At 36.2% G+C, this 19,894-nt stretch carries 18 protein-coding genes; 8 read left to right on the plus strand and 10 right to left on the minus strand.

Annotated elements, in window-relative coordinates; genetic code table 11:
* Positions 1–12: 12 nt before the first annotated feature.
* Both acnA and secB read right to left on the minus strand, forming a co-directional pair.
* Positions 13–2,598: an aconitate hydratase AcnA gene (gene acnA / locus ABWU38_RS03045; protein WP_353272454.1), complete on the minus strand. Its 2,586-nt coding sequence runs from the start codon at positions 2,596–2,598 to the stop codon at positions 13–15.
* Positions 2,599–2,612: 14 nt separating this feature from the next.
* Positions 2,613–3,116, minus strand: a complete 504-nt coding sequence (gene secB, locus ABWU38_RS03050) for a protein-export chaperone SecB (protein ID WP_253309505.1) — start codon at positions 3,114–3,116, stop codon at positions 2,613–2,615.
* 164 nt (positions 3,117–3,280) lie between these two features.
* Between secB and ABWU38_RS03055 the strand changes: the two genes are divergently transcribed.
* The 5 genes from ABWU38_RS03055 to lpdA all read left to right on the plus strand — a co-directional run bounded on the left by ABWU38_RS03055 (position 3,281) and on the right by lpdA (position 10,684).
* Positions 3,281–3,931 (plus strand): Tim44/TimA family putative adaptor protein, encoded by a 651-nt coding sequence (locus ABWU38_RS03055; RefSeq protein WP_264688327.1) that lies wholly within the window; start codon positions 3,281–3,283, stop codon positions 3,929–3,931.
* 24 nt (positions 3,932–3,955) lie between these two features.
* Positions 3,956–4,651, plus strand: a complete 696-nt coding sequence (gene dnaQ, locus ABWU38_RS03060; protein ID WP_253309507.1) for a DNA polymerase III subunit epsilon — start codon at positions 3,956–3,958, stop codon at positions 4,649–4,651.
* 44 nt (positions 4,652–4,695) lie between these two features.
* On the plus strand, positions 4,696–5,304 hold the full coding sequence (locus tag ABWU38_RS03065; RefSeq protein WP_253309508.1) for an SCO family protein: 609 nt from the start codon (positions 4,696–4,698) through the stop codon (positions 5,302–5,304).
* Between the two features lie 465 nt (positions 5,305–5,769).
* The gene (gene gyrB, locus ABWU38_RS03070; protein WP_353272455.1) at positions 5,770–8,157 is read left to right on the plus strand and encodes a DNA topoisomerase (ATP-hydrolyzing) subunit B; all 2,388 of its coding nucleotides are present in this window, start codon (positions 5,770–5,772) and stop codon (positions 8,155–8,157) included.
* Positions 8,158–9,298: 1,141 nt separating this feature from the next.
* Positions 9,299–10,684 (plus strand): dihydrolipoyl dehydrogenase, encoded by a 1,386-nt coding sequence (gene lpdA, locus ABWU38_RS03075; protein ID WP_353272456.1) that lies wholly within the window; start codon positions 9,299–9,301, stop codon positions 10,682–10,684.
* Between the two features lie 50 nt (positions 10,685–10,734).
* Here lpdA and ABWU38_RS03080 read toward each other — a convergent pair whose 3' ends face one another.
* A complete protein-coding gene (locus tag ABWU38_RS03080; protein ID WP_353272457.1) occupies positions 10,735–11,685 on the minus strand; it encodes an IS481 family transposase in 951 nt (316 codons plus the stop codon).
* A gap of 143 nt (positions 11,686–11,828) precedes the next feature.
* Entirely contained in the window at positions 11,829–12,344 is a 516-nt protein-coding gene (locus tag ABWU38_RS03085) for a gamma carbonic anhydrase family protein (protein ID WP_253307252.1), read from the minus strand.
* Between the two features lie 144 nt (positions 12,345–12,488).
* Between ABWU38_RS03085 and secG the strand changes: the two genes are divergently transcribed.
* From secG to ABWU38_RS03100, 3 genes are read left to right on the plus strand one after another with little or no spacing between them, the layout of a single operon-like run.
* On the plus strand, positions 12,489–12,809 hold the full coding sequence (secG, locus tag ABWU38_RS03090; RefSeq protein ID WP_264732556.1) for a preprotein translocase subunit SecG: 321 nt from the start codon (positions 12,489–12,491) through the stop codon (positions 12,807–12,809).
* On the plus strand, positions 12,809–14,413 hold the full coding sequence (locus ABWU38_RS03095) for a CTP synthase (RefSeq protein WP_265017586.1): 1,605 nt from the start codon (positions 12,809–12,811) through the stop codon (positions 14,411–14,413). Before secG ends, ABWU38_RS03095 begins: the two co-directional genes overlap by 1 nt.
* A gap of 40 nt (positions 14,414–14,453) precedes the next feature.
* Positions 14,454–14,873: a nucleoside deaminase gene (locus ABWU38_RS03100; RefSeq protein WP_253307249.1), complete on the plus strand. Its 420-nt coding sequence runs from the start codon at positions 14,454–14,456 to the stop codon at positions 14,871–14,873.
* A gap of 106 nt (positions 14,874–14,979) precedes the next feature.
* On the opposite strand, the gene ABWU38_RS03105 is transcribed toward ABWU38_RS03100, so the two are convergent.
* The 6 genes from ABWU38_RS03105 to ABWU38_RS03130 all read right to left on the minus strand — a co-directional run bounded on the left by ABWU38_RS03105 (position 14,980) and on the right by ABWU38_RS03130 (position 19,792).
* On the minus strand, positions 14,980–15,300 hold the full coding sequence (locus ABWU38_RS03105) for a hypothetical protein (protein WP_353272458.1): 321 nt from the start codon (positions 15,298–15,300) through the stop codon (positions 14,980–14,982).
* 230 nt (positions 15,301–15,530) lie between these two features.
* Positions 15,531–16,745: a recombinase family protein gene (locus ABWU38_RS03110; protein ID WP_353272459.1), complete on the minus strand. Its 1,215-nt coding sequence runs from the start codon at positions 16,743–16,745 to the stop codon at positions 15,531–15,533.
* 212 nt (positions 16,746–16,957) lie between these two features.
* Positions 16,958–17,368 (minus strand): recombinase family protein, encoded by a 411-nt coding sequence (locus ABWU38_RS03115; protein WP_353272358.1) that lies wholly within the window; start codon positions 17,366–17,368, stop codon positions 16,958–16,960.
* A gap of 243 nt (positions 17,369–17,611) precedes the next feature.
* Positions 17,612–17,905, minus strand: coding sequence for a hypothetical protein (locus ABWU38_RS03120; RefSeq protein WP_353272359.1), 294 nt, complete (start codon positions 17,903–17,905; stop codon positions 17,612–17,614).
* A 271-nt stretch (positions 17,906–18,176) separates the two neighbouring features.
* Positions 18,177–18,677, minus strand: coding sequence for an ankyrin repeat domain-containing protein (locus tag ABWU38_RS03125; RefSeq protein WP_264688210.1), 501 nt, complete (start codon positions 18,675–18,677; stop codon positions 18,177–18,179).
* A gap of 314 nt (positions 18,678–18,991) precedes the next feature.
* On the minus strand, positions 18,992–19,792 hold the full coding sequence (locus ABWU38_RS03130) for an ankyrin repeat domain-containing protein (protein ID WP_265016401.1): 801 nt from the start codon (positions 19,790–19,792) through the stop codon (positions 18,992–18,994).
* Positions 19,793–19,894: the final 102 nt, after the last annotated feature.

Below are 19,894 nucleotides of genomic sequence, written 5' to 3' on the forward strand. Positions count from 1 at the left end.
CATGCAATAACTTTAAAAGGATTGTGCAAGTATGTAGCTTAACACTCCGCCATGCATTAAGTATTTAATCTCAGTTGCGGTTTGTACACAGCATTTGAGTTGAATTGATTGCTTTGAATTATCCTTTCTTTTGATGATACATTCTAGATTTCCACCTGGCACTATTTCACCTTTTATGCTTATTACCTCACTACCATCAAATATCTTTCTGGTTATTCCATTTTGGAATATAAGTGGAAGAACACCCATGCCGACCAAGTTGGACCTATGTATACGCTCAAAGCTTTCTGCAATTACAACTTTAATCCCCAACAATAAAGTACCTTTTGCTGCCCAATCCCTACTTGAACCTGTGCCATACTCCTTTCCTGCCACAATGATGAGAGTTTCCTTGTAGCGCATTGCTGCATCAAAAATCGACATAGTTTCTTGAGAAGGAATATATTTTGTATAGCCGCCTTCGATGCTTACCATTTCATTTTTTATTCTAATGTTAGCAAAAGTCCCACGCATCATTACATTGTGGTTACCACGACGAGACCCATACGAATTAAAGTCCTGTGGCTCAATTCCAAGATTTTTTAGATATATACCTGCAGGACTACTTGAGGCAATATTTCCAGCAGGGGAAATGTGATCAGTGGTTACGCTATCGCCAAACATTGCCAATATTTGTGCACCTTTTATATCGATTGTTTTATCTTTATTATTTTTAGGTGATAAATTATCAAAATAGGGCGGATCTTGTATGTAAGTGCTGTTTGCATCCCAATTATAGATTTCACTTTTTTCACACTTTATCTTTCGCCAATGTTCATCACCAGAAAAAACATCCTTATACTTTTGTATAAACATCTCACGTGTTACCACATTTTTAACACAATCTTCGATTTCATTGTTTGTTGGCCATATATCTTTGAGATAGACATCATTTCCATTCTTATCTTTGCATATTGAATCTTTTATCAAATCAGTTTGCACAGTACCAGCAAGTGCATATGCAACAACAAGTGGAGGAGATGCCAAGTAATTAGCTTTGACTAACGGATGAATTCTTCCTTCAAAGTTACGATTACCGGATAAAACTGCAGCAACAGTTAAATTTTTGTTTTTAATGCCATCTTCTATATCTTTATTAAGTGGACCAGAATTCCCAATGCAAGTTGTGCAACCATATCCAACTAGATTAAAACCCAAAGCATTTAGATCTACCTGCAATCCAGACTTTTCTAAATATTCTGTTACAACTTGTGACCCTGGAGCAAGAGAAGTTTTAACCCAAGGCTTTGATTTTAATCCAAGTTTAATTGCATTACGAGCTACAAGACCTGCAGCAATCATTACACTTGGATTTGAGGTGTTAGTGCAGCTTGTTATTGCTGCAATAACTACACTTCCATCTTGAAGCTTATCACTTTCCTTTAATTCGTTAACTGAAAATGATTTAGAAAAAGACTCTGCCACTTGTGAAAGAAAAACCTTATCTTGTGGTCTTTTGGGACCAGCCATTACTGGCTTCACGCTTGATAAATCAAGCTCTAGTATGTCAAAAAATGCTAACTCATTATTGCCACGCCACAATCCTTGCTCTTTCGCATAAGCCTCAACTAGCTTTTCTGGCCTTCCGGTTAAGCTTAAATAATCTAGCGTTTTCTGATCAATTGGAAAAAATCCACAAGTTGCGCCATACTCTGGGGCCATGTTTGCTATAGTTGCCCTATCTGCCAAAGATAAATAATCTAAACCATCACCATAAAATTCTACAAACGTACCAACAACACCCTTTGTTCTTAGGATATTGGTAACCGTCAGCACTAAATCAGTCGCAGTTACTCCTTCCGGCAGTCTGCCAATTAATTTAAATCCAACTACTTCTGGAATCACCATACTAATTGGTTGACCAAGCATCACAGACTCAGCTTCTATGCCTCCAACACCCCAACCAAGGACTGATAACCCGTTAACCATCGTAGTATGGCTATCCGTACCAACCAAAGTATCAGGATACAAAACCCCATCCTTATTACATACAACTTGCGCTAAATACTCAAGATTCACTTGGTGGCAAATTCCAGTACCTGGCGGTACTACTCTAAAATTTGTGAAGGATGATTCTCCCCACTTTAAGAATTGATATCTCTCCAAATTTCTTTTTACTTCTAGCTCAACATTCTTACTGAATGCGGAAACACTTCCATAACTATCTACTTGAACAGAATGGTCGATCACAAGATCAACGGGCACAGACGGATTTATGCTGCTTGGATCGCCTCCATTTTTCTTGACATAACTCCGCATAGAAGCTAAATCGACGACAGCAGGAACCCCTGTAAAATCTTGCATCAACACCCTTGCTGGCTTGTAGCTAATTTCATGATTAGCGTGTTTATTAACGCAACTTGCTAGTATTTTTATATCATCCAGCTTTACGTTTACTCCATCTTCATTGCGCAATAAATTTTCAAGCAGAACCTTAAGTGAGCAGGGCAATTTAGTTACATCTATTCCTAAAAATTCACTAGCACTATTTAGGCTAAAATAGTTGTATGACTTCCCGTCAATGTTTAAAGTCGTTTTTGCGTTTAAAGAATTATTCATCAGGTTACATCATATTAGTTAAAATTGGAATTACTACCGTTACTTCTTTGTTGTTGACTTTGCTGCTCGTACATAGTTTCAAAATCTATGGGATCTAGCATTAGTGGGGGAAATCCACCACTACTTGTAACTCTTGCAATTATTTCTCTTGCAAAAGGGAAAAGAAAAGTAGGTCCGCCAATAAACAAAGCTTGTCTTACCTCTTCCTCACTCAACTCTTTAAAATTTTCTATTGAAAAAATGCCACAATATTTTGTCTCACAAATGAAAGCTACGCCATCTTTTATACCTTCATCTTTTATCGTTGCTCTGACTTCTATATGTAAAGTAATTTCATGGAAAGATTTTTCTTCATTTACTCCTTCTTTGTTTTCCATTCCTTCTAATTTCGCTGAATTGATATTAACCATTACATTAATATCGGGAGCTTTATTTGAAGAAAGGAATGGCGAATTCGGATTCTCAAACGATAGATCTTTAACATATTGACCGTGAATTCTCATTTTTTGTTGTGGCATTTCTTACGTCTCCTTTAATTAAGTTGAGATATTTAATACTTTCTTATATAATATATTCATTTACAAACGAATAGCAAACCTGATTATAAGTTGATATGAAAAACATATTTTCATTAATAATTAATAATGTTCGGATACTTTATATGCCAAGGAGTTGAGTTACTATGATAGAGCTTGTAATATATACTTTATTAGCGGCGTTCATTTTTTCACGTTTGTATAATTCTTTAGGAAGGTCAGCCAATCTCAATCTAAAAAAGCTAACTAGTGTGTTGGATGTAAGCCGAAGTAAAGAAGATGTAGTAGAAAACATTGAGGGTTACATTGATAGCAACGATGAAAATTCAATAAAAGTTACTTATGAACAAATATTAAAAAAAAACAAAGATTTTTCTATTTCCCACTTTATAGAAGGTTCAAGCATAGCTTTTGAATTAATAATAAAGTATTTCAATCAAGGAAATTTGTCTCAGTTAAAACCACTTCTCGATAAAGACTTATATGATAATTTTGCAGAGAAGATTAAACATCGTAAAGAGGTGCACGAGTCTATAATTGTTTCTATCGTTTCACAAAAGATTTTAGAAATAAAGCTAGTAAAAAACACAGTGTTTATTGCAGTATATTTCCTTTCAGAGCAAATTAACTTTATTAAAGATAGCTCAGAAAATATAATATCAGGTAGCACATCCACCATTAATAAAGTTGAGGATGTATGGCAATTCAAAAAAAATGTTAATTCATCAGACCCAAGCTGGTTGCTTGTTTCTATTAACTATAAAAAGACAAATAACGATAAGACAAATGACAAGTAAGATTAGTTTTATTTAGAGTTAACCATGGAAAGCAAGCTGCGCGAAATAGTACTTGACACTGAAACGACAGGTCTTGACACTGGATCTGGTCATCGAATTATTGAAATAGGGTGTGTGGAATTAATTAATCGTATTCCAACAGGTAAAGTACTCCATCGGTACCTTAACCCAGAAAGAGATATACCTTATCACTCGTTTAAGATTCACGGTATTAGTGAAGAATTTTTAGAAGATAAACCATTATTCTCAGATGTTGCACTTGAATTTCTTGACTTTATATCTAATGATATTTTGGTAATTCACAACGCTGAATTCGATGTTAAGTTCCTTAACATGGAGTTAAGCAAGCTGAATGCTGGGTTAATTTCCTCAGATAGAGTGCTAGATACATTACCTCTTGCGAGGAAAAAATTCGTAGGATCACCTGCTTCTTTGAATGCATTATGTAAGCGTTTTGATATATCGCTAGAGAATAGAGAATTGCACGGAGCACTAGTTGATGCTCAATTGCTTGCAAAGGTATATGTTGAACTTACAGGAGGGTTACAAACCTTTCTGTTTGATAATGAATGCAATCAGGACAGTAACTCTACATTCGTTCAGCATAAAGTGCGTAATCTAACTCCCAGAGAACATTCACCAAATAGTGAAGAAATTGATGAACATAAGAAACTGTTAGACAAAATTAACAATACACTTTGGGATAAATATATTGAATAGGTTAACCAATAAAGATACAATTTGATTTTACTGAGAGCATTCTAATGGTAAGGTTTATAAGATTGTTATCTAATGTGCTAGCAGCATTAGCAGTTGTTTTTTTAGGTTATTGTTATTTCACTAAAAAAGGCATATTTGCCCCGGCAGCGATTCACAACGCGGAAGTTAAGATAGGCGGAGATTTTTCTTTAATTAATCAGGACGGACAGATTCTGCGCAGTAGTGATTTTAAAGATAAATACATGATGATTTTCTTTGGATTTTCCTCATGTAAAAGAATTTGTCCTATGAACCTTGGGATAATTTCAGAAACACTTGCAAAGTTAGATGAGAAAACTAACAACAAGCTACAAACATTCTTCATCACAGTTGATCCTGAGCGCGATAGCACGGAAAGACTTAAAGAATTTCAGCAGCAATTTGACCATAGAATACAAATGTTAACTGGTGAAAGAGAAAAAATAGACGAAGTAGTTGCGAAATATAAAGTATATGCAAGCAAAGTAGACGGAGAAGAAGAAATCAACCATTCTTCGATAATATATCTTATTGGCCCTGGAGGAAAATATGTTACACACTTTGCAGCTGATTTAAATTCAGACGAAAGTCAATCTGATAAGATTTTGGCTGAGATAAGAAAATACGTAAACTGAATTATAGATTTTTCTGTTAATTAGTCGAGCACGCAACTGCATGAGCATTATGATTTGAGAGCAATCTCCATGGGAAGACATACACAACTGTACGAACGTTGTAGTTTGGGAGCAATTCCCACCAGTGAGGTGTCATCCCAGTGCCCAGACACTGGGATCCAGCTTCTATGCAACTTAATTAAAAACGTTTGTTTTAGCGTAAGACAACTACCTTTAGCTCATCAGCTCAGTTATAAGCAAAATTTCTGGATTCCAGACAGGAATGACATCATCTGTTGTGCAATTTACCTTCAAAAATGAATGTTCGTACAGTTATGGAAGACGCATTGGAATGACACTATTTGCTGTCTTCAAAAATAAGCATTCGTAAAGTTGTGCTTTTAACATGGGTTATCAGTTTAAAAATGTTGCTAACTAGTATATCTGGATGTAATATTAATTAACATTCATAAACGAAGCAATCTAATGGAAAATAGTTATAATGCCGATGCAATAAAAATCTTAAGGGGTCTTGATGCTGTAAGGAAACGTCCAGGTATGTACATTGGTGACACTGACGATGGATCTGGCTTGCACCACATGGTATATGAGGTTGTTGACAACGCAATAGATGAATCTTTAGCTGGATATTGTGATAAAATTGAAGTTAGCATAAATAAAGATGGTTCAGTATCTGTAACTGATAATGGTCGTGGCATTCCAACTGACCTTCATGAAGAAGAAGGAATATCAGCAGCAGAGGTAATAATGACTCAACTCCATGCTGGTGGTAAATTTGACAGTAATACCTATAAAGTTTCTGGGGGATTACATGGTGTTGGAATCTCAGTTGTGAATGCATTATCAAGCTGGTTGGAATTAACTATTTGGCGCAATAAGAAAGAACACTTTATGCGCTTTGAAGATGGTGAGTCTATTGAACCTTTAAAGGTAGTCAACGAAAATACAAACAAAAGAGGAACTAAAGTCACGTTCATGCCATCAACAGAGACTTTTAATGGCATTAATTTCAGTTACTCAACGCTTGAAAGTCGTATAAGAGAATTAGCATTTTTAAATTCAAATATCGACATTACTTTACGTGATCTGCGCAATGAACCATATACAGAATCTCATTTCAATCAGAGCAATCAATCTAAAGACAATTTTGGTACAGCGAATTTTGTGCGGTACTTAGATAAGAATAAGACACATGTAACTAAAATTGCCAGTATGAAAGGAGATGCAGAAGATCTTGGCATCAGCTTGGAAATATCGATGGAATGGAATGATTCCTACTATGAACATATGTTATGCTTCACGAATAATATAAGGCAACGAGATGGTGGTACGCATTTGGCAGGATTTAGATCTGCACTAACTAGATGTATCAATAACTATGCAACTAATGAAGGGTTTTTAAAGAAAGCAAAAGTAAATTTAACTGGAGAGGACGTTAGAGAAGGTTTAACTTGTGTTTTATCTCTCAAGATGCCTGATCCTAAGTTTTCTTCACAAACAAAAGATAAACTAGTTAGTTCTGAAGCGCGTACAGTTGTGGAGAGCATAGTTTCTGATAAATTGAGCACAATCCTTGAAACTGATCCCAAATTGGCAGCAAGTATAGTAGAAAGAGCAATCAGATCAGCAAAAGGAAGAGAAGCCGCAAGAAAAGCACGAGAGTTAGTTAAAAGCAAAAACAATATTGATATTGCAACTCTGCCAGGAAAGCTTGCTGATTGCCAGGAAAAAGCCCCTGAGTTATCGGAATTATTTATAGTAGAGGGTAATTCAGCAGGTGGTACTGCAAAGCAGGGGCGTAATCGTAAAACACAAGCAGTGCTTGCCTTAAGAGGAAAAATTCTAAACGTAGAACGTGTAAGTTTAGATCGTATTTTTTCATCTGCAGAAATAGGCTCTTTAATTACTGCAATTGGTGCTGGAATAGGGAGTGAACACTTCAATATTGAAAAAGCTAGATATCATAAAATTATCATCATGACAGATGCAGATGTTGATGGTTCACATATAAGAACTTTGATTCTAGCTTTCTTTTTTAGACATATGCGTGAAGTTATTGAAAAAGGCTACTTATACATAGCACAGCCACCCCTTTATAAAGTTACAAAGAATGCTAAAGACACTTATATTAAAGATGACGAAACTTTTGAAGAGTATATAATAAACTCAGCAGTTAAAAGATTAACACTAAGTGGTACAGCTACAGAATTTAACGACTTGCGCCTTATTTTGAATAAATGCGTTAGCATTTCTAATATTAGCAAAAATTATGATAGAGAAATACCACAAAATCTCTTAGAGTCATTGCTAATTTTAAGCAAAAAGAATGCTCTATCATCGGCTGATGAGATATTAAAGTATTTAAAATTAATGTACAGTGAATATACTTGGGAAGTAGAAATAAAGGATGAAGAAAAAGAAATTCACATCTCTAAATTATTTCAAGGATTGGCAGACAAATATATATTTGCACTTAGTATGCTTGAAGGCAAAGATATGCAAAACATATTAAGTTTGCTTGATGGTATAAGTAATTTATTTAATGGTGATTCATTTTTAAAGTCACAAGAAACTGAAATAAAAATCACTTCTCCAAGTACGCTTGCAAAAATAATAATGGACTATGGTAAAAAAGGTTTAACTCTGCAGAGATTTAAAGGTCTTGGTGAAATGAATGCTGATCAGCTATGGGATACTACGTTAAATCCTGAGGCTAGAACTTTATTGAAGGTTGAAATAAGAGATTGTGAAGAAGCTGATTCCATATTTTCAATATTAATGGGTGATATAGTTGAACCACGCCGTGATTTTATTAATAGTAATGCACTCAACGTGCATGATGTTGATATTTGAACTTTTAGCAAAATGTACGAACGTTACGGGTTTAAGCAAAAACTGTGTCATTCAAGTAGCTGACACTTGGATCCAGATTGGATACTGAGTTGGTGAGTATAAAAGTATAGCTTCTACGTCATACCGCGATTCATTCGCGGTATCTCATCCGCTAACACGTAGCGGGATGACGAGGTTATCGTCATGCCACCGCGAACCGTCATACCGCCGCGGTATCTCACATAGATCCCGCTAACAAGCAGCGGGATGACAGCAATCCTACGTCATACCGCGATTCATTCGCGGTATCTCATCCGCTAACACGTAGCGGGATGACGAGGTTATCGTCATGCCACCGCGAACCGTCATACCGCCGCGGTATCTCACATAGATCCCGCTAACAAGCAGCGGGATGACAGCAATCCTACGTCATACCGCGATTCATTCGCGGTATCTCATCCGCTAACACGTAGCAGGACGACGAGGTTATCGTCATGCCACCGCGAACCGTCATACCGCCGCGGTATCTCACATAGATCCCGCTAACAAGCAGCGGGATGACAGCAATCCTACGTCATACCGCGATTCATTCGCGGTATCTCATCCGCTAACACGTAGCAGGATGACGATTGTCAAGGTGTCATCCGAGTAGCTTGACTACTTGGATCCAGAAAACTTAACTTTAAATAAGTGGCTGCATAATAAAGACTAGATTCCAGCGTCACGCGCTGGAATGACACCATTTTCGGTCTCTTAAGTTACTTTAGCTATAAACATTAAGAAATTTACCAAGCGAAAAAAAAGGCAAAAGAAGCCCCGTGGTGCGAGTTTTGACTCTATATTACTGTAAGTGGCGCTGTAATAATGTGCTAACGCTTAAAATAAGCGCGATTTGGCTGAATGTAGAAAAAATAAAAAAGACATGCAGCCGCTATAATTTTATGTAATCCGCCAATAAATACCTGAGTTTTTTACTGAATTTTGTCATTGAGCCTGCAGGTCAAAAACAAGTTTTGAGTCATAAATACCCTTATTGTCATGATAAGAGGGCTGGCGGAGTTTGTCAAGCAAGTTTTTTCGTTTCTATGTTGTCAGCTACCTGAATATTGATCATACGGGTTCCATCTGTTATATATAATCTTTTTGAATACGAAGAAAACTGATGAATGAGTATGATATTACGGTTATAGGTAGCGGTCCTGGTGGTTATATAGCAGCAATTAGGGCGGCACAGCTTGGGTTTAAAACTGCAATTGTAGAAAAAGAAAAAAATTTAGGCGGTATATGCTTAAATTGGGGATGTATACCAACAAAATCACTACTTAGAGCATCTGAGGTTTATAGGCTAATAAAAAGATCAAAAGAGTTTGGTATAGAAGTAAAGGGAGCGAGTTTTGATATACAATCAATAGTGAAATACTCAAGAAACGTTGTTGATAAATTGTCAAGCGGTGTTGCATATTTGATGAAAAAAAATAACATCAAAGTTCATCAAGGCTTTGGTAAACTTGCAGGCAATAGTACTATAAAAGTTGCTGGCGATAAGGAAGAACAAGAAATTGTTTCCAAACATATCATTTTAGCAACAGGCGTGAGAGCATGGAATCTGCCTGGAATAGAGGCAGATGGAGATTTAATATGGAATGCGCAGCACGCTATGACTCCAGAGAGATTACCAAAATCACTACTAATCATAGGGTCTGGTGCAATTGGAATAGAATTTGCAAGTTTTTATAGTACTTTGGGGGTTGATGTAACAATCATAGAGATAAAGAGCACTATTTTGCCGCTGGAAGATAAAGACATTTCAGGCCTAGCAGAAGAAATATTCACAAAACAGGGGATAAAAATATATACAAACAGTAGCGTAAAAGCTCTTACTAAAAGTAAAGACTCTGCTCAAGTGCTACTAAGTAGTGGCGAGAGCAAAGAATTTGATAGGGTGATTGTTGCGGTTGGAATTCAAGCAAATATTGAAAATATAGGTTTAGAAAATACAAAAATTAAATTAAGCCCTTCTGGTTTTATTGAAATGAATGAATGGTATGAAACTAGTGAATCAAATGTGTATGCAATAGGTGATGTAGCTGGCCCACCATGTTTAGCACATAAAGCGAGCCATGAAGCTGTGATCTGCGTTGAAAAGATTGCTGGTAAAAGTGCTCATGCGTTAAAAAAAGAATGCATACCAAATTGCACTTATTCTCATCCACAAATAGCGAGCATCGGCCTTACTGAGGAACAGGCAATAAGAGGTGGGTATGATGTAAAAATAGGAAAATTTCACTCTAACTTTAATGGTAAGTCTATTGCACTCAGTGAAACTGAAGGGTTAGTGAAAACAATTATAGACAAAAAGACAGGCGAACTTCTGGGTAGCCACATGATAGGTGCAGAAGTAACGGAGTTAATTAGCAATTTTGCTCTTGCAAAGCAACTAGAAGGAACAGACTTCGACATAAAATCTACGATTTTTCCTCATCCAACCATTTCAGAGATGATACACGAATCAGTGCTTGCTGCAGATGATGAGTCGTTAAATAGTTGAACTAACGTTCCATCGTTTTAGAGTTGTCAATGTCTTGGGTAGTAGTTTGATTAGGTGTATGGTCCCAGAGTGTGATGGTGTGGATTTAGTATAAATAATTCTGGAGACTGTGTCCACTGATAACATATAAATTCATAAGGAGTAAGACCCTTAAGAGTTTTGAGTCTCTTTGCATAATTATAAGCCATAACAAAGTTATAAAGGTGTTCTTTAAGTTGCTGGTGCGATTGATAGTAATACTTCTTAACTGTAGCATCCTTTAAAGTTTTATTCATACGCTCAACTTGCCCATTTGTCCAAGGATGGCTAACTTTTGTCAAACGATGTTCAATAACATTCTCTTCGCAAACTCTATTAAATATGTGTTGGAAAGCATACTTATGACGCTTCTGGTTTGTAAATTGTATACCGTTATCTGTCAAAATAGTATGGATTTTATACGGTAAAATTCTAATCAAATTACGTAAGAACTCAGCAGCTATGGGTTTTGTAGCACTGTTACGCAACTCAACATAGGTAAATTTGGATGTCCTATCAATAGCAACAAACAAATGTAATTTGCCCTCCTCAGTTCTAACTTCAGCAATATCAATATGAAAGTAACCGATAGGATATTGTTTGAATTTCTTTTTTGACTTAACTTCTCCATCAACAGTTGGTAATCTGCTAATGTTGTGTCTTTGTAAACAACGATGCAAGCTAGAGCGAGTCAAATGCGGAATTGTAGACTGCAGAGCGTAAAGGCAATCATCTAGTGGCAGTAGTGTATACTTGCGAAATGTAACTATTATAGCTTCCTCTTCTAGCGTTAAAACAGTCGATCTTGGACGCTTTGGACCCATATCAGCATCTTTCGTAAATGAACGTTTTCTCCACTTAATAATAGTTTTTGGATTAAGGTTATAATGCTTGGAGAGTTTTGCTATGCTCTCTTTTCTATTTTGTATTGCTCTACGAATCGTCTGTGTTGTTTTGGCGCACCCATGTAATATTTGTCCCATAACTCCTCCTTTGATGGTATTTTTTTCTCATATTTTATCATACCATCACACTCTGGGACTGTACACTAGTTTTAGTGAATTTTCTAATCTGTCTATGCAGTCCCTCAATAGGGTTGGTAGTATAAATTAGCCTCACGCGAACTTTAATTTTTATATTCCTTCATTAGCATAATATAATTTTGTGCTGATTGTGTAATATGTTTAATTTCTTCATTCGACATTTTTTTGAAGAACTTTGCTGGCCTGCCAGCCCATATTTCCCCACTTTTTATTACTTTTCCATGTGTCACTAGCGAGCCAGCAGCTACCATAGCTTCAGGCTCCACAACTGCATGGTCCATCACGGTAGAGCCCATACCAATAAACGCTTTATCATGCACCATACATGCATGCAACATACAAAAATGTCCCACTGTTACCATATTGCCAATAGTTGTATCACCACCTGGGTTTCTATCCACATGAATTACCGTTCCATCTTGAATATTTGTTCCATCACCTATTTTTATTGATCCAACGTCCCCTCTGACCACACAATTAAACCAGATGCTCGCATCTTTTCCTATTTCAACCTTGCCTATGATATGCGAACCACCTGCGATGAAAGCACTTTCGTCTATTTTTGGTTCATAATCTTTGTATTTTAAAATGTGATACATATTAAGCCCACAGTTTTATGCATATGCTAACCAAAATAAGGTAGGTAGTAAATACATACTTAGATTCCAAGCTACTTGGGTGACAGATGTTCTTGACTTATGCACTTTATGCTCCTAAAATTTTTATTTTCAGCTCTATCTATAATGTCAGTAGCGGTATTAAGTATATTTCAAGTAATATTGGTTGTTGTGTTAGTAATTTTAGTGCTCTTGCAGCCGCCTGGGAGTAGTTCGTTAAGTGGTTTTAGTAATACACAACAGGGAGTCAATTCGATGATTCCGGTAAAATCTTCTGAAAACCCGCTCAGCAGAATAACGGCTATTGTTGCTGGATTGTTTATTATAAACACATTGCTATTGTCAGGATTATATTCAAAAGACGTACATAAAAAATCGATTGCAGAGAAAATTATATTAGAAAAAAAGCAAGAAAGTGAACCTACTTCTGTTCCATTTGAAAATTAATGAAGGAAGCTAAATTTATCTTTGTCACAGGTGGAGTTGTGTCATCGCTTGGTAAAGGCTTAGTTGCTTCAAGCGTTGGTGCGCTTCTTCAAGCTTACGGTTTTAAGATCCGTATCAGAAAACTTGACCCGTATCTCAACATTGATCCTGGGACAATGAACCCAACTCAGCACGGAGAGGTGTTTGTTACCGAGGATGGTGCTGAAACTGATTTGGATCTTGGGCATTATGAGCGTTTTACTGGAATTAAAGCAACAAAAGATGACAATATAACAACTGGTAAGATATATCATGAGTTGTTGAAGAAAGAGAGGCGTGGTGATTATCTGGGCAAAACTGTGCAAGTCATTCCTCATGTGACAGATTTAATCAAATCGTTCATTTTTAATGGTACGGAAGGTTTAGATTTTGTAATATGTGAAATAGGCGGAACTGTAGGTGACATTGAAAGCCAACCATTTTTGGAGGCTATACGCCAAGTTAACTACACATTAGGAAAACAAAGAGTTATCCTTATTCACTTAACTTTAATACCATATCTTACCGCAGCGCAAGAATTAAAGACAAAACCAACGCAGCATTCAGTTCGAGAGTTAAATTCCGCGGGGTTACAACCAGATATTATATTATGCCGCAGTGAGAAAGAAATTTTCGATAATCAGAGAGAGAAAATAGCTAAGCTTTGCAATGTTTCTTTGTCCAATGTGATACCTGCTCCTGATGTGAGTCATATATATGAGTTACCGGTGTTGTATAGCCAATGTGGGCTTGATACGCAAATTTTGGAGCACTTTCATTTAAGTGAGCCAAAACCAAGCTTGATTGAATGGGATCAAATAGTGCATTCCATAAGGCACCCAACACAGGAAGTTACTGTGTCTATAGTGGGAAAATACACCGAATTCCCTGATGCGTATAAATCACTAGTTGAAGCATTAAATCATGGTGCGATTAGTAATAAAGTCAAAGTAAAGATAAATTGGGTTAACTCAAGAGAGAAGGAAGAAAAACCTATAAATGAAAAGCTTATAGGGGAGAAGTTACAGAATTCTCATGCAATTCTTGTCCCAGGGGGGTTTGGTGATGACGGAGTAGAGAGTAAAATATTAGCAATAAATTATGCCCGTACAAATAATATCCCATTTTTCGGAATTTGCCTTGGTATGCAGCTTGCAATTATTGAGTTTGCTCGTAATGTTGTTAAGCTTGAAGATGCACACTCTGAAGAATTTCATAACTGTAAACATCCAATCGTTAAGTTAGCTGGCGATCAAGATGACGATCTTGGTGGAACCATGAGACTTGGGGCATACAAATGTAATATAAATGCAAGCTCTAAAATGATGGATGCATATAGTAACACTACTATTTCAGAAAGACACAGACATAGATACATAATCAATTCAGATTATAAAGATGATTTGGAAAAAAATGGGCTGCTATGCAGTGGCATATCAGAAGATGGAACATGTATAGAGGCAGTGGAGTTAGAGAGTCATCCGTGGTTTATTGGTGTGCAGTTTCATCCAGAGTTTCAATCAAAGCCGTTTTCTCCTCATCCTCTTTTTATATCGTTTATTAAGGCAGCAGTTAATAAAATTTAAAAAAGAAGATTAGCAAAGGAAAGTGTTCAAGTATCAATATATGGAGCTTGCCATAGAGCAAGCCAAACTTGCTCAAAAAAATGATGAGGTTCCCATAGGTGCCGTAATAGTTAGTGGAAGCAATGTCGTTTCTTCTGCACACAACATATCCAACGATCCAACTGCACATGCAGAGATGTTAGCGATCAAGCAGGCATGTGAGTTGCTCTCAACTTCAACGCTTTATGATTCTGACATATACGTAACATTAGAACCATGTCCGATGTGTGCTCAAGCTATTTCCTTTGCCAGGATTAAACGATTGTACTTTGGAGCTTATAATCCAAAAGGTGGAGGAATTGAAAATGGTGCTAAGATATTTCAATTTTGCAGCCATATACCTGAAGTTTATGGTGGGATATTAGAAACAGAATGCTCTTTTTTGTTAAAGGATTTTTTTGAGAAACTGAGAGACATTTGACAAACCGTCATGCTACTTGTTTTCCGATACAAATTCGTCATCCCGCTACGTGTTAGCGGGATCTATGCTAGGAGATACCGTGACGGTATGACGGTTAAGTAATTCGTCATTCCAGCGCGTGACGCACAACTATACAAACATTGTCCCACCAGCAGGGTGTCATGCAAGTAGCTGACACATAGCTGTACGAACATTCATTTTTGAAGGTAAATTGCACAGCAAATGGTGTCATCCCAGTGCCCAGACACCTTAGACAATCTGCCAACTTCTGATTTTGTCCATTCTGGGCGGGATTGTTGAGTTCTCTGATCTTAAATACTACATTTACTTCATCAAGATCAATGTTGACTTCTTTTACTAATGTCCTAATAAGACTACGTTTAGCTTGCCAATCTAGTTGTTCCAATTCCGATTGGCTTTGTTGCATCGCTACTTATGAAAGGCTAACTATAGCTAGGATTATAAGCAACCTATTGAAAATCTTGTTTTTTTGCAATCAATCTGATCAAATTTAAGAATAGTAATTTATTATTTATATTAATAAACTTAATTCTATTGAAAATAGCTAAAGCATTGAAATTCTTGAATTTTAGCCGGATTAGTGAGTGGTAGTGAAATTTCTTTTACTCAAATTTAGGTATTCACTGACCGTTCTTGTTATAAATACCAGAATAATAAGCTACTGATATTCTCCATCTTTTTTATCTTTAATCCATCATAGCTAGCGATGCAACAAAGCCATTCCGATTTAACACTAGAATAAAAGCCCTTTATGCTATTTGTAATAAGATTCATTTTCTCCTGTAGTCCCTTTTGATCAATCACCTTTTTCTTCTCTCCTTCAATCTCTTTTAAACGTTCCTTCATTTTTTTCATTGCCTGCTTAAAGTCTTCCTTACTTATATATTTTTCCTCACTTGTATTCTCTTGAATATAATAATCATTTATAAGTTCTTTAATATTTTGTTTTAATTGACTCTCACGTCTTGCAAACCTTTCATCTAATAATTCATTCTTATGTTCTGAAATTCTACATTGGTACTCCTTTACCATCCTATCTGGATTTTTTAATACACTTTTTACTTCTTCCCACACACCTGTTTCTAACACTTCTCCACGAATAGATCCGTTAGTGCATACCTTATTACCGTAAAAATTTCTTGTACCCAGGCAAGTGTAATAAGTATACACAATCTTTTTTTCTTTGCTGTAATTTCGCCTTCCGCAGTAAGCACGTCCACAACACTTACACACAACTAGCTTTTGCAACAGATATGTCTCTTTTCTTTGCTGCACTCTTGCTCTCTGTTTATTCTCAATCAATTGTTCTTGTACTACATTAAACAAATCCTCGTCAACTATTTTCGGCACCGGTATATGAATCCAATTCTCCTCATCTGTACTGTAAATAGAGTGAGTTCGCCGGCTGTTGCTTTTTTTTGGTTTGACTTCTAGCATTACTGGGCCCGCCTTTGTTTTACCATATGCTGCTAGCCCCTTGTATGCTGGATTTTTTAACATCTTATGGATGGTGCTTGAATGCCACACCTCTTTTCCTGTTTGTGTTCTAACAGAAGCTTCTCTTAGTCTCTTTACCGCTTCTCTAATACTTATCCTTTCCTCTCCAATCCACATGAACACCTCTCTCACTACTTTTGCTTCCTCTTCATTAATTTCAAATTTGTTTTCTCCTCCTTTTACATGCTTTCTTATATATCGATAACCATAAGGTGCATTGCTTATTACACTCACACAACCTTCTCTTGCTGCATGCAGTTTTCCCCTCATGCTTCGTATCAAGATTTGTCTCAGTTCAAACCTTCCTACTGCTCCTTGCACATCTGTCATTAAATCGGACTGGCTTTGTTGCATCGCTAGCTATGATGGATTAAAGATAAAAAAGATGGAGAATATCAGTAGCTTATTATTCTGGTATTTATAACAAGAACGGTCAGTGAATACCTAAATTTGAGTAAAAGAAATTTCACTACCACTCACTAATCCGGCTAAAATTCAAGAATTTCAATGCTTTAGCTATTTTCAATAGAATTAAGTTTATTAATATAAATAATAAATTACTATTCTTAAATTTGATCAGATTGATTGCAAAAAAACAAGATTTTCAATAGGTTGCTTATAATCCTAGCTATAGTTAGCCTTTCATAAGTAGCGATGCAACAAAGCCAATCGGACTCTGGTGTATCATCAACCTTATGATTTGAAAAGATTATTTCTACTCTTGCTCTCTTAAATTCATCTATTACATCTCTTTGATCTACAGGATCACGTGACAACCGATCTAGTGAATAGATATAAATCTTATTAATTTTTCCTTCTGCTACTTTATCACGTAATTTCTTTAAACCTTCACGCTCTAAATTTGACCCTCTACGGCCATCGTCAGTGAATACATATTCTTCCAATAACTCATGTCCATCTACAGCAATTCTACGCTTAAGCTCTGCAATTTGGCTCTCTATTGTATGATCCCGCACGGCTTTGTTGCATCGCTACTTATGAAAGGCTAACTATAGCTAGGATTATAAGCAACCTATTGAAAATCTTGTTTTTTTGCAATCAATCTGATCAAATTTAAGAATAGTAATTTATTATTTATATTAATAAACTTAATTCTATTGAAAATAGCTAAAGCATTGAAATTCTTGAATTTTAGCCGGATTAGTGAGTGGTAGTGAAATTTCTTTTACTCAAATTTAGGTATTCACTGACCGTTCTTGTTATAAATACCAGAATAATAAGCTACTGATATTCTCCATCTTTTTTATCTTTAATCCATCATAGCTAGCGATGCAACAAAGCCATCCCGCACTTGTCGGTCTGATGAAACTCTTGCATACAAGGCTACCGTTATCATCTTTTTCTACCTCCTTTTCGTTGTTTCTTTTTACTGAATACTTTAGTAACTGCTCGTAAGCTTCTGATAAATGTTTATCTGCTAACTCATCAGGCTCATATCGACAGGTCACAGTTAACGTTCTCTTTCTCATAATTTCTCCTGTAAATGTTTTCATAGTTCAGGCACTCCCTTTTTCCATAAATCCATTACTCTTGCGAAAAAGACGCAACTGTTAACCTTTATTTCTCTCAGCTTTTATGCAAAATTTTAGAAACACATACGCTATCTTTCATCAATTGAGCACTCTCCCAAATCATCAAGCTTCTTTTTTCCCTCTAATGATAAAATTTCCCTTTTTCCATAATCACCTCTTTCTTAGCCACAGCCCTTCTAAATTTTCACAAGCTCTTCTTTTGCCACTATCACACCTGCTGCTGATACGACCCTTATTTTTCTATGAACTCTCTCTGCTTATTTGCGATTTTTACGTTCTCTAACACTTCTTTTATCTCTTTATTATTTCTCGCATAATCCATTGCCGTTTTGCCAAATTTATCCTTTTGCTCTACATTTGCTCCCGCTTTTACTAGCTCTTCTACTATTTTTACCTCACTTACCATGCATGCCAGGTGTAACGCAGCAAATTTGCTACTTCGTTCCACTGCGTTTACCTCTACTCCTGCCTTTATCAGCTCCTTTGTATTTTCTACACGTTGTCCCATTACTGCTAAGTGCAATGGTCTATATTGTCCCGCATCTGCCACATTTATATCTGCTCCTTTTTTGATTAATAACCTCACTTTTTTTGGATCTGGCATTCCCACCGCGTAATGCAATATCGTCCTTCCTTTTGTGTCTTTTTTATTAATATTTTCTATTGAGTTATCTAATACTTCTTTCCACGACTTATTAAACTCTTCTCTTTCTTTCTTACTAAATTTTACCATAATGTTCCTCAGCTATTAATGCAATTTAAAGTGCCTCCAATTTGGCTCACTTTAGCGCTTAGCAAATCTTGTTTATTTACTAGCTACTTTTTCACTTAGGGCTATTTTGGCATAAAAAGCAAGTTTTTTTTACAAAATATACACATTTTTTTCGCATATTAGATTAAGATATAAATCTAATATACTTAATCTGTTAAATAATAAGCGGTTCCTCTCCTGCTGTTGTCAGCTTTTTCTTTTAAATTTAGGCTTCCTATTTTTCCTATTATCTTGTAGCCAACCCTTTTACTCCCTTCTCTTACAGAAAGCTCTTTTTATAGCCCTTTTATCTTCTCATCCATATCTTCTAGCTCTTTTTCCACTTCCATCAGTGCCTTCTTGACCAATGGCGCTTCTTCTAACTTTTCCCTTATTTCTTCAAACCTTCTTTCTCCTTTTTCTTTTAAATCTAGGCTAAATATCGCATCTACTGTCCGCTCCGACAACTCCCTTAGTTTTTCTAGCAACTCTTCAGTTCTCGCATAATACATTGCTGTTTTGCCAAATTTATCCTTTTGCTCTACATTTGCTCCAGCTTTTACTAGCTCTTTTATTATCTCTTTTGTTTCTCCTGTCTTGCATGCTATATGTAGTGGTGTATATCCTTTTTGGTCTTTCGCATTTACGTCACCTCCCGCTTCTAATATTGCCCTCACGTTCACTATTTCCCTCATAAATACTGCTTCATGTAGGGGGGTCCTTCCTATGTAGTTCCCAGTATTAACATTCGACCCTGCTTTTATTAGCTCCCTTACTGTCTTTTCACAACTCATTAAGCTCGCACTATGTAATGCCGTATATCCTCCATCATCTATAGCATTTACATTTGCTCCTCCTTCTATCAGTGCTTTTACATTCTCTACCTTTCCATAGAATGCCGCTAGGTGCAATGGTGTCTCGCCTCTATTGTTTCTATCGTTTGTACCTGCACCTTTTTCTATTAATAACTTTATTACTTCTGGATTTGACACTTGTGCTGCTCGGTGCAATATTGTGCAACCTGCTGCGTCTTTTTCATTTATTCCACGAAATGAATTCTCCTTTAATTTTTCCAGTCTTTTATTTAAATTGAACATTTTAGTTACCTCACTATAAAAACATACATAAAGTCGCCAATTTGGCTCACTTCAGTGCAAGATCAATTTCTTATGTTTACCTACACCTACCTAATTTATAGC

Origin of the sequence: Wolbachia endosymbiont (group A) of Urophora cardui, from assembly GCF_964028435.1 — a bacterium.
GTDB lineage: Bacteria > Pseudomonadota > Alphaproteobacteria > Rickettsiales > Anaplasmataceae > Wolbachia.

What these genes read in the sequence shown, in the direction of transcription:
- ABWU38_RS03130 (WP_265016401.1), bottom strand. Translation starts at nt 19,792, where the DNA reads ATGTTCAATTTAAATAAAAGACTGGAAAAATTAAAGGAGAATTCATTT.
- ABWU38_RS03080 (WP_353272457.1), bottom strand. Translation starts at nt 11,685, where the DNA reads ATGGGACAAATATTACATGGGTGCGCCAAAACAACACAGACGATTCGT.
- ABWU38_RS03105 (WP_353272458.1), bottom strand. Translation starts at nt 15,300, where the DNA reads ATGCAACAAAGCCAATCGGAATTGGAACAACTAGATTGGCAAGCTAAA.
- ABWU38_RS03125 (WP_264688210.1), bottom strand. Translation starts at nt 18,677, where the DNA reads ATGGTAAAATTTAGTAAGAAAGAAAGAGAAGAGTTTAATAAGTCGTGG.
- ABWU38_RS03065 (WP_253309508.1), top strand. Translation starts at nt 4,696, where the DNA reads ATGGTAAGGTTTATAAGATTGTTATCTAATGTGCTAGCAGCATTAGCA.
- ABWU38_RS03120 (WP_353272359.1), bottom strand. Translation starts at nt 17,905, where the DNA reads ATGAAAACATTTACAGGAGAAATTATGAGAAAGAGAACGTTAACTGTG.
- secB (WP_253309505.1), bottom strand. Translation starts at nt 3,116, where the DNA reads ATGCCACAACAAAAAATGAGAATTCACGGTCAATATGTTAAAGATCTA.
- ABWU38_RS03110 (WP_353272459.1), bottom strand. Translation starts at nt 16,745, where the DNA reads ATGCAACAAAGCCAGTCCGATTTAATGACAGATGTGCAAGGAGCAGTA.
- ABWU38_RS03085 (WP_253307252.1), bottom strand. Translation starts at nt 12,344, where the DNA reads ATGTATCACATTTTAAAATACAAAGATTATGAACCAAAAATAGACGAA.
- ABWU38_RS03095 (WP_265017586.1), top strand. Translation starts at nt 12,809, where the DNA reads ATGAAGGAAGCTAAATTTATCTTTGTCACAGGTGGAGTTGTGTCATCG.
- lpdA (WP_353272456.1), top strand. Translation starts at nt 9,299, where the DNA reads ATGAATGAGTATGATATTACGGTTATAGGTAGCGGTCCTGGTGGTTAT.
- secG (WP_264732556.1), top strand. Translation starts at nt 12,489, where the DNA reads ATGTCAGTAGCGGTATTAAGTATATTTCAAGTAATATTGGTTGTTGTG.
- ABWU38_RS03100 (WP_253307249.1), top strand. Translation starts at nt 14,454, where the DNA reads ATGGAGCTTGCCATAGAGCAAGCCAAACTTGCTCAAAAAAATGATGAG.
- acnA (WP_353272454.1), bottom strand. Translation starts at nt 2,598, where the DNA reads ATGAATAATTCTTTAAACGCAAAAACGACTTTAAACATTGACGGGAAG.
- ABWU38_RS03055 (WP_264688327.1), top strand. Translation starts at nt 3,281, where the DNA reads ATGATAGAGCTTGTAATATATACTTTATTAGCGGCGTTCATTTTTTCA.
- dnaQ (WP_253309507.1), top strand. Translation starts at nt 3,956, where the DNA reads ATGGAAAGCAAGCTGCGCGAAATAGTACTTGACACTGAAACGACAGGT.
- gyrB (WP_353272455.1), top strand. Translation starts at nt 5,770, where the DNA reads ATGGAAAATAGTTATAATGCCGATGCAATAAAAATCTTAAGGGGTCTT.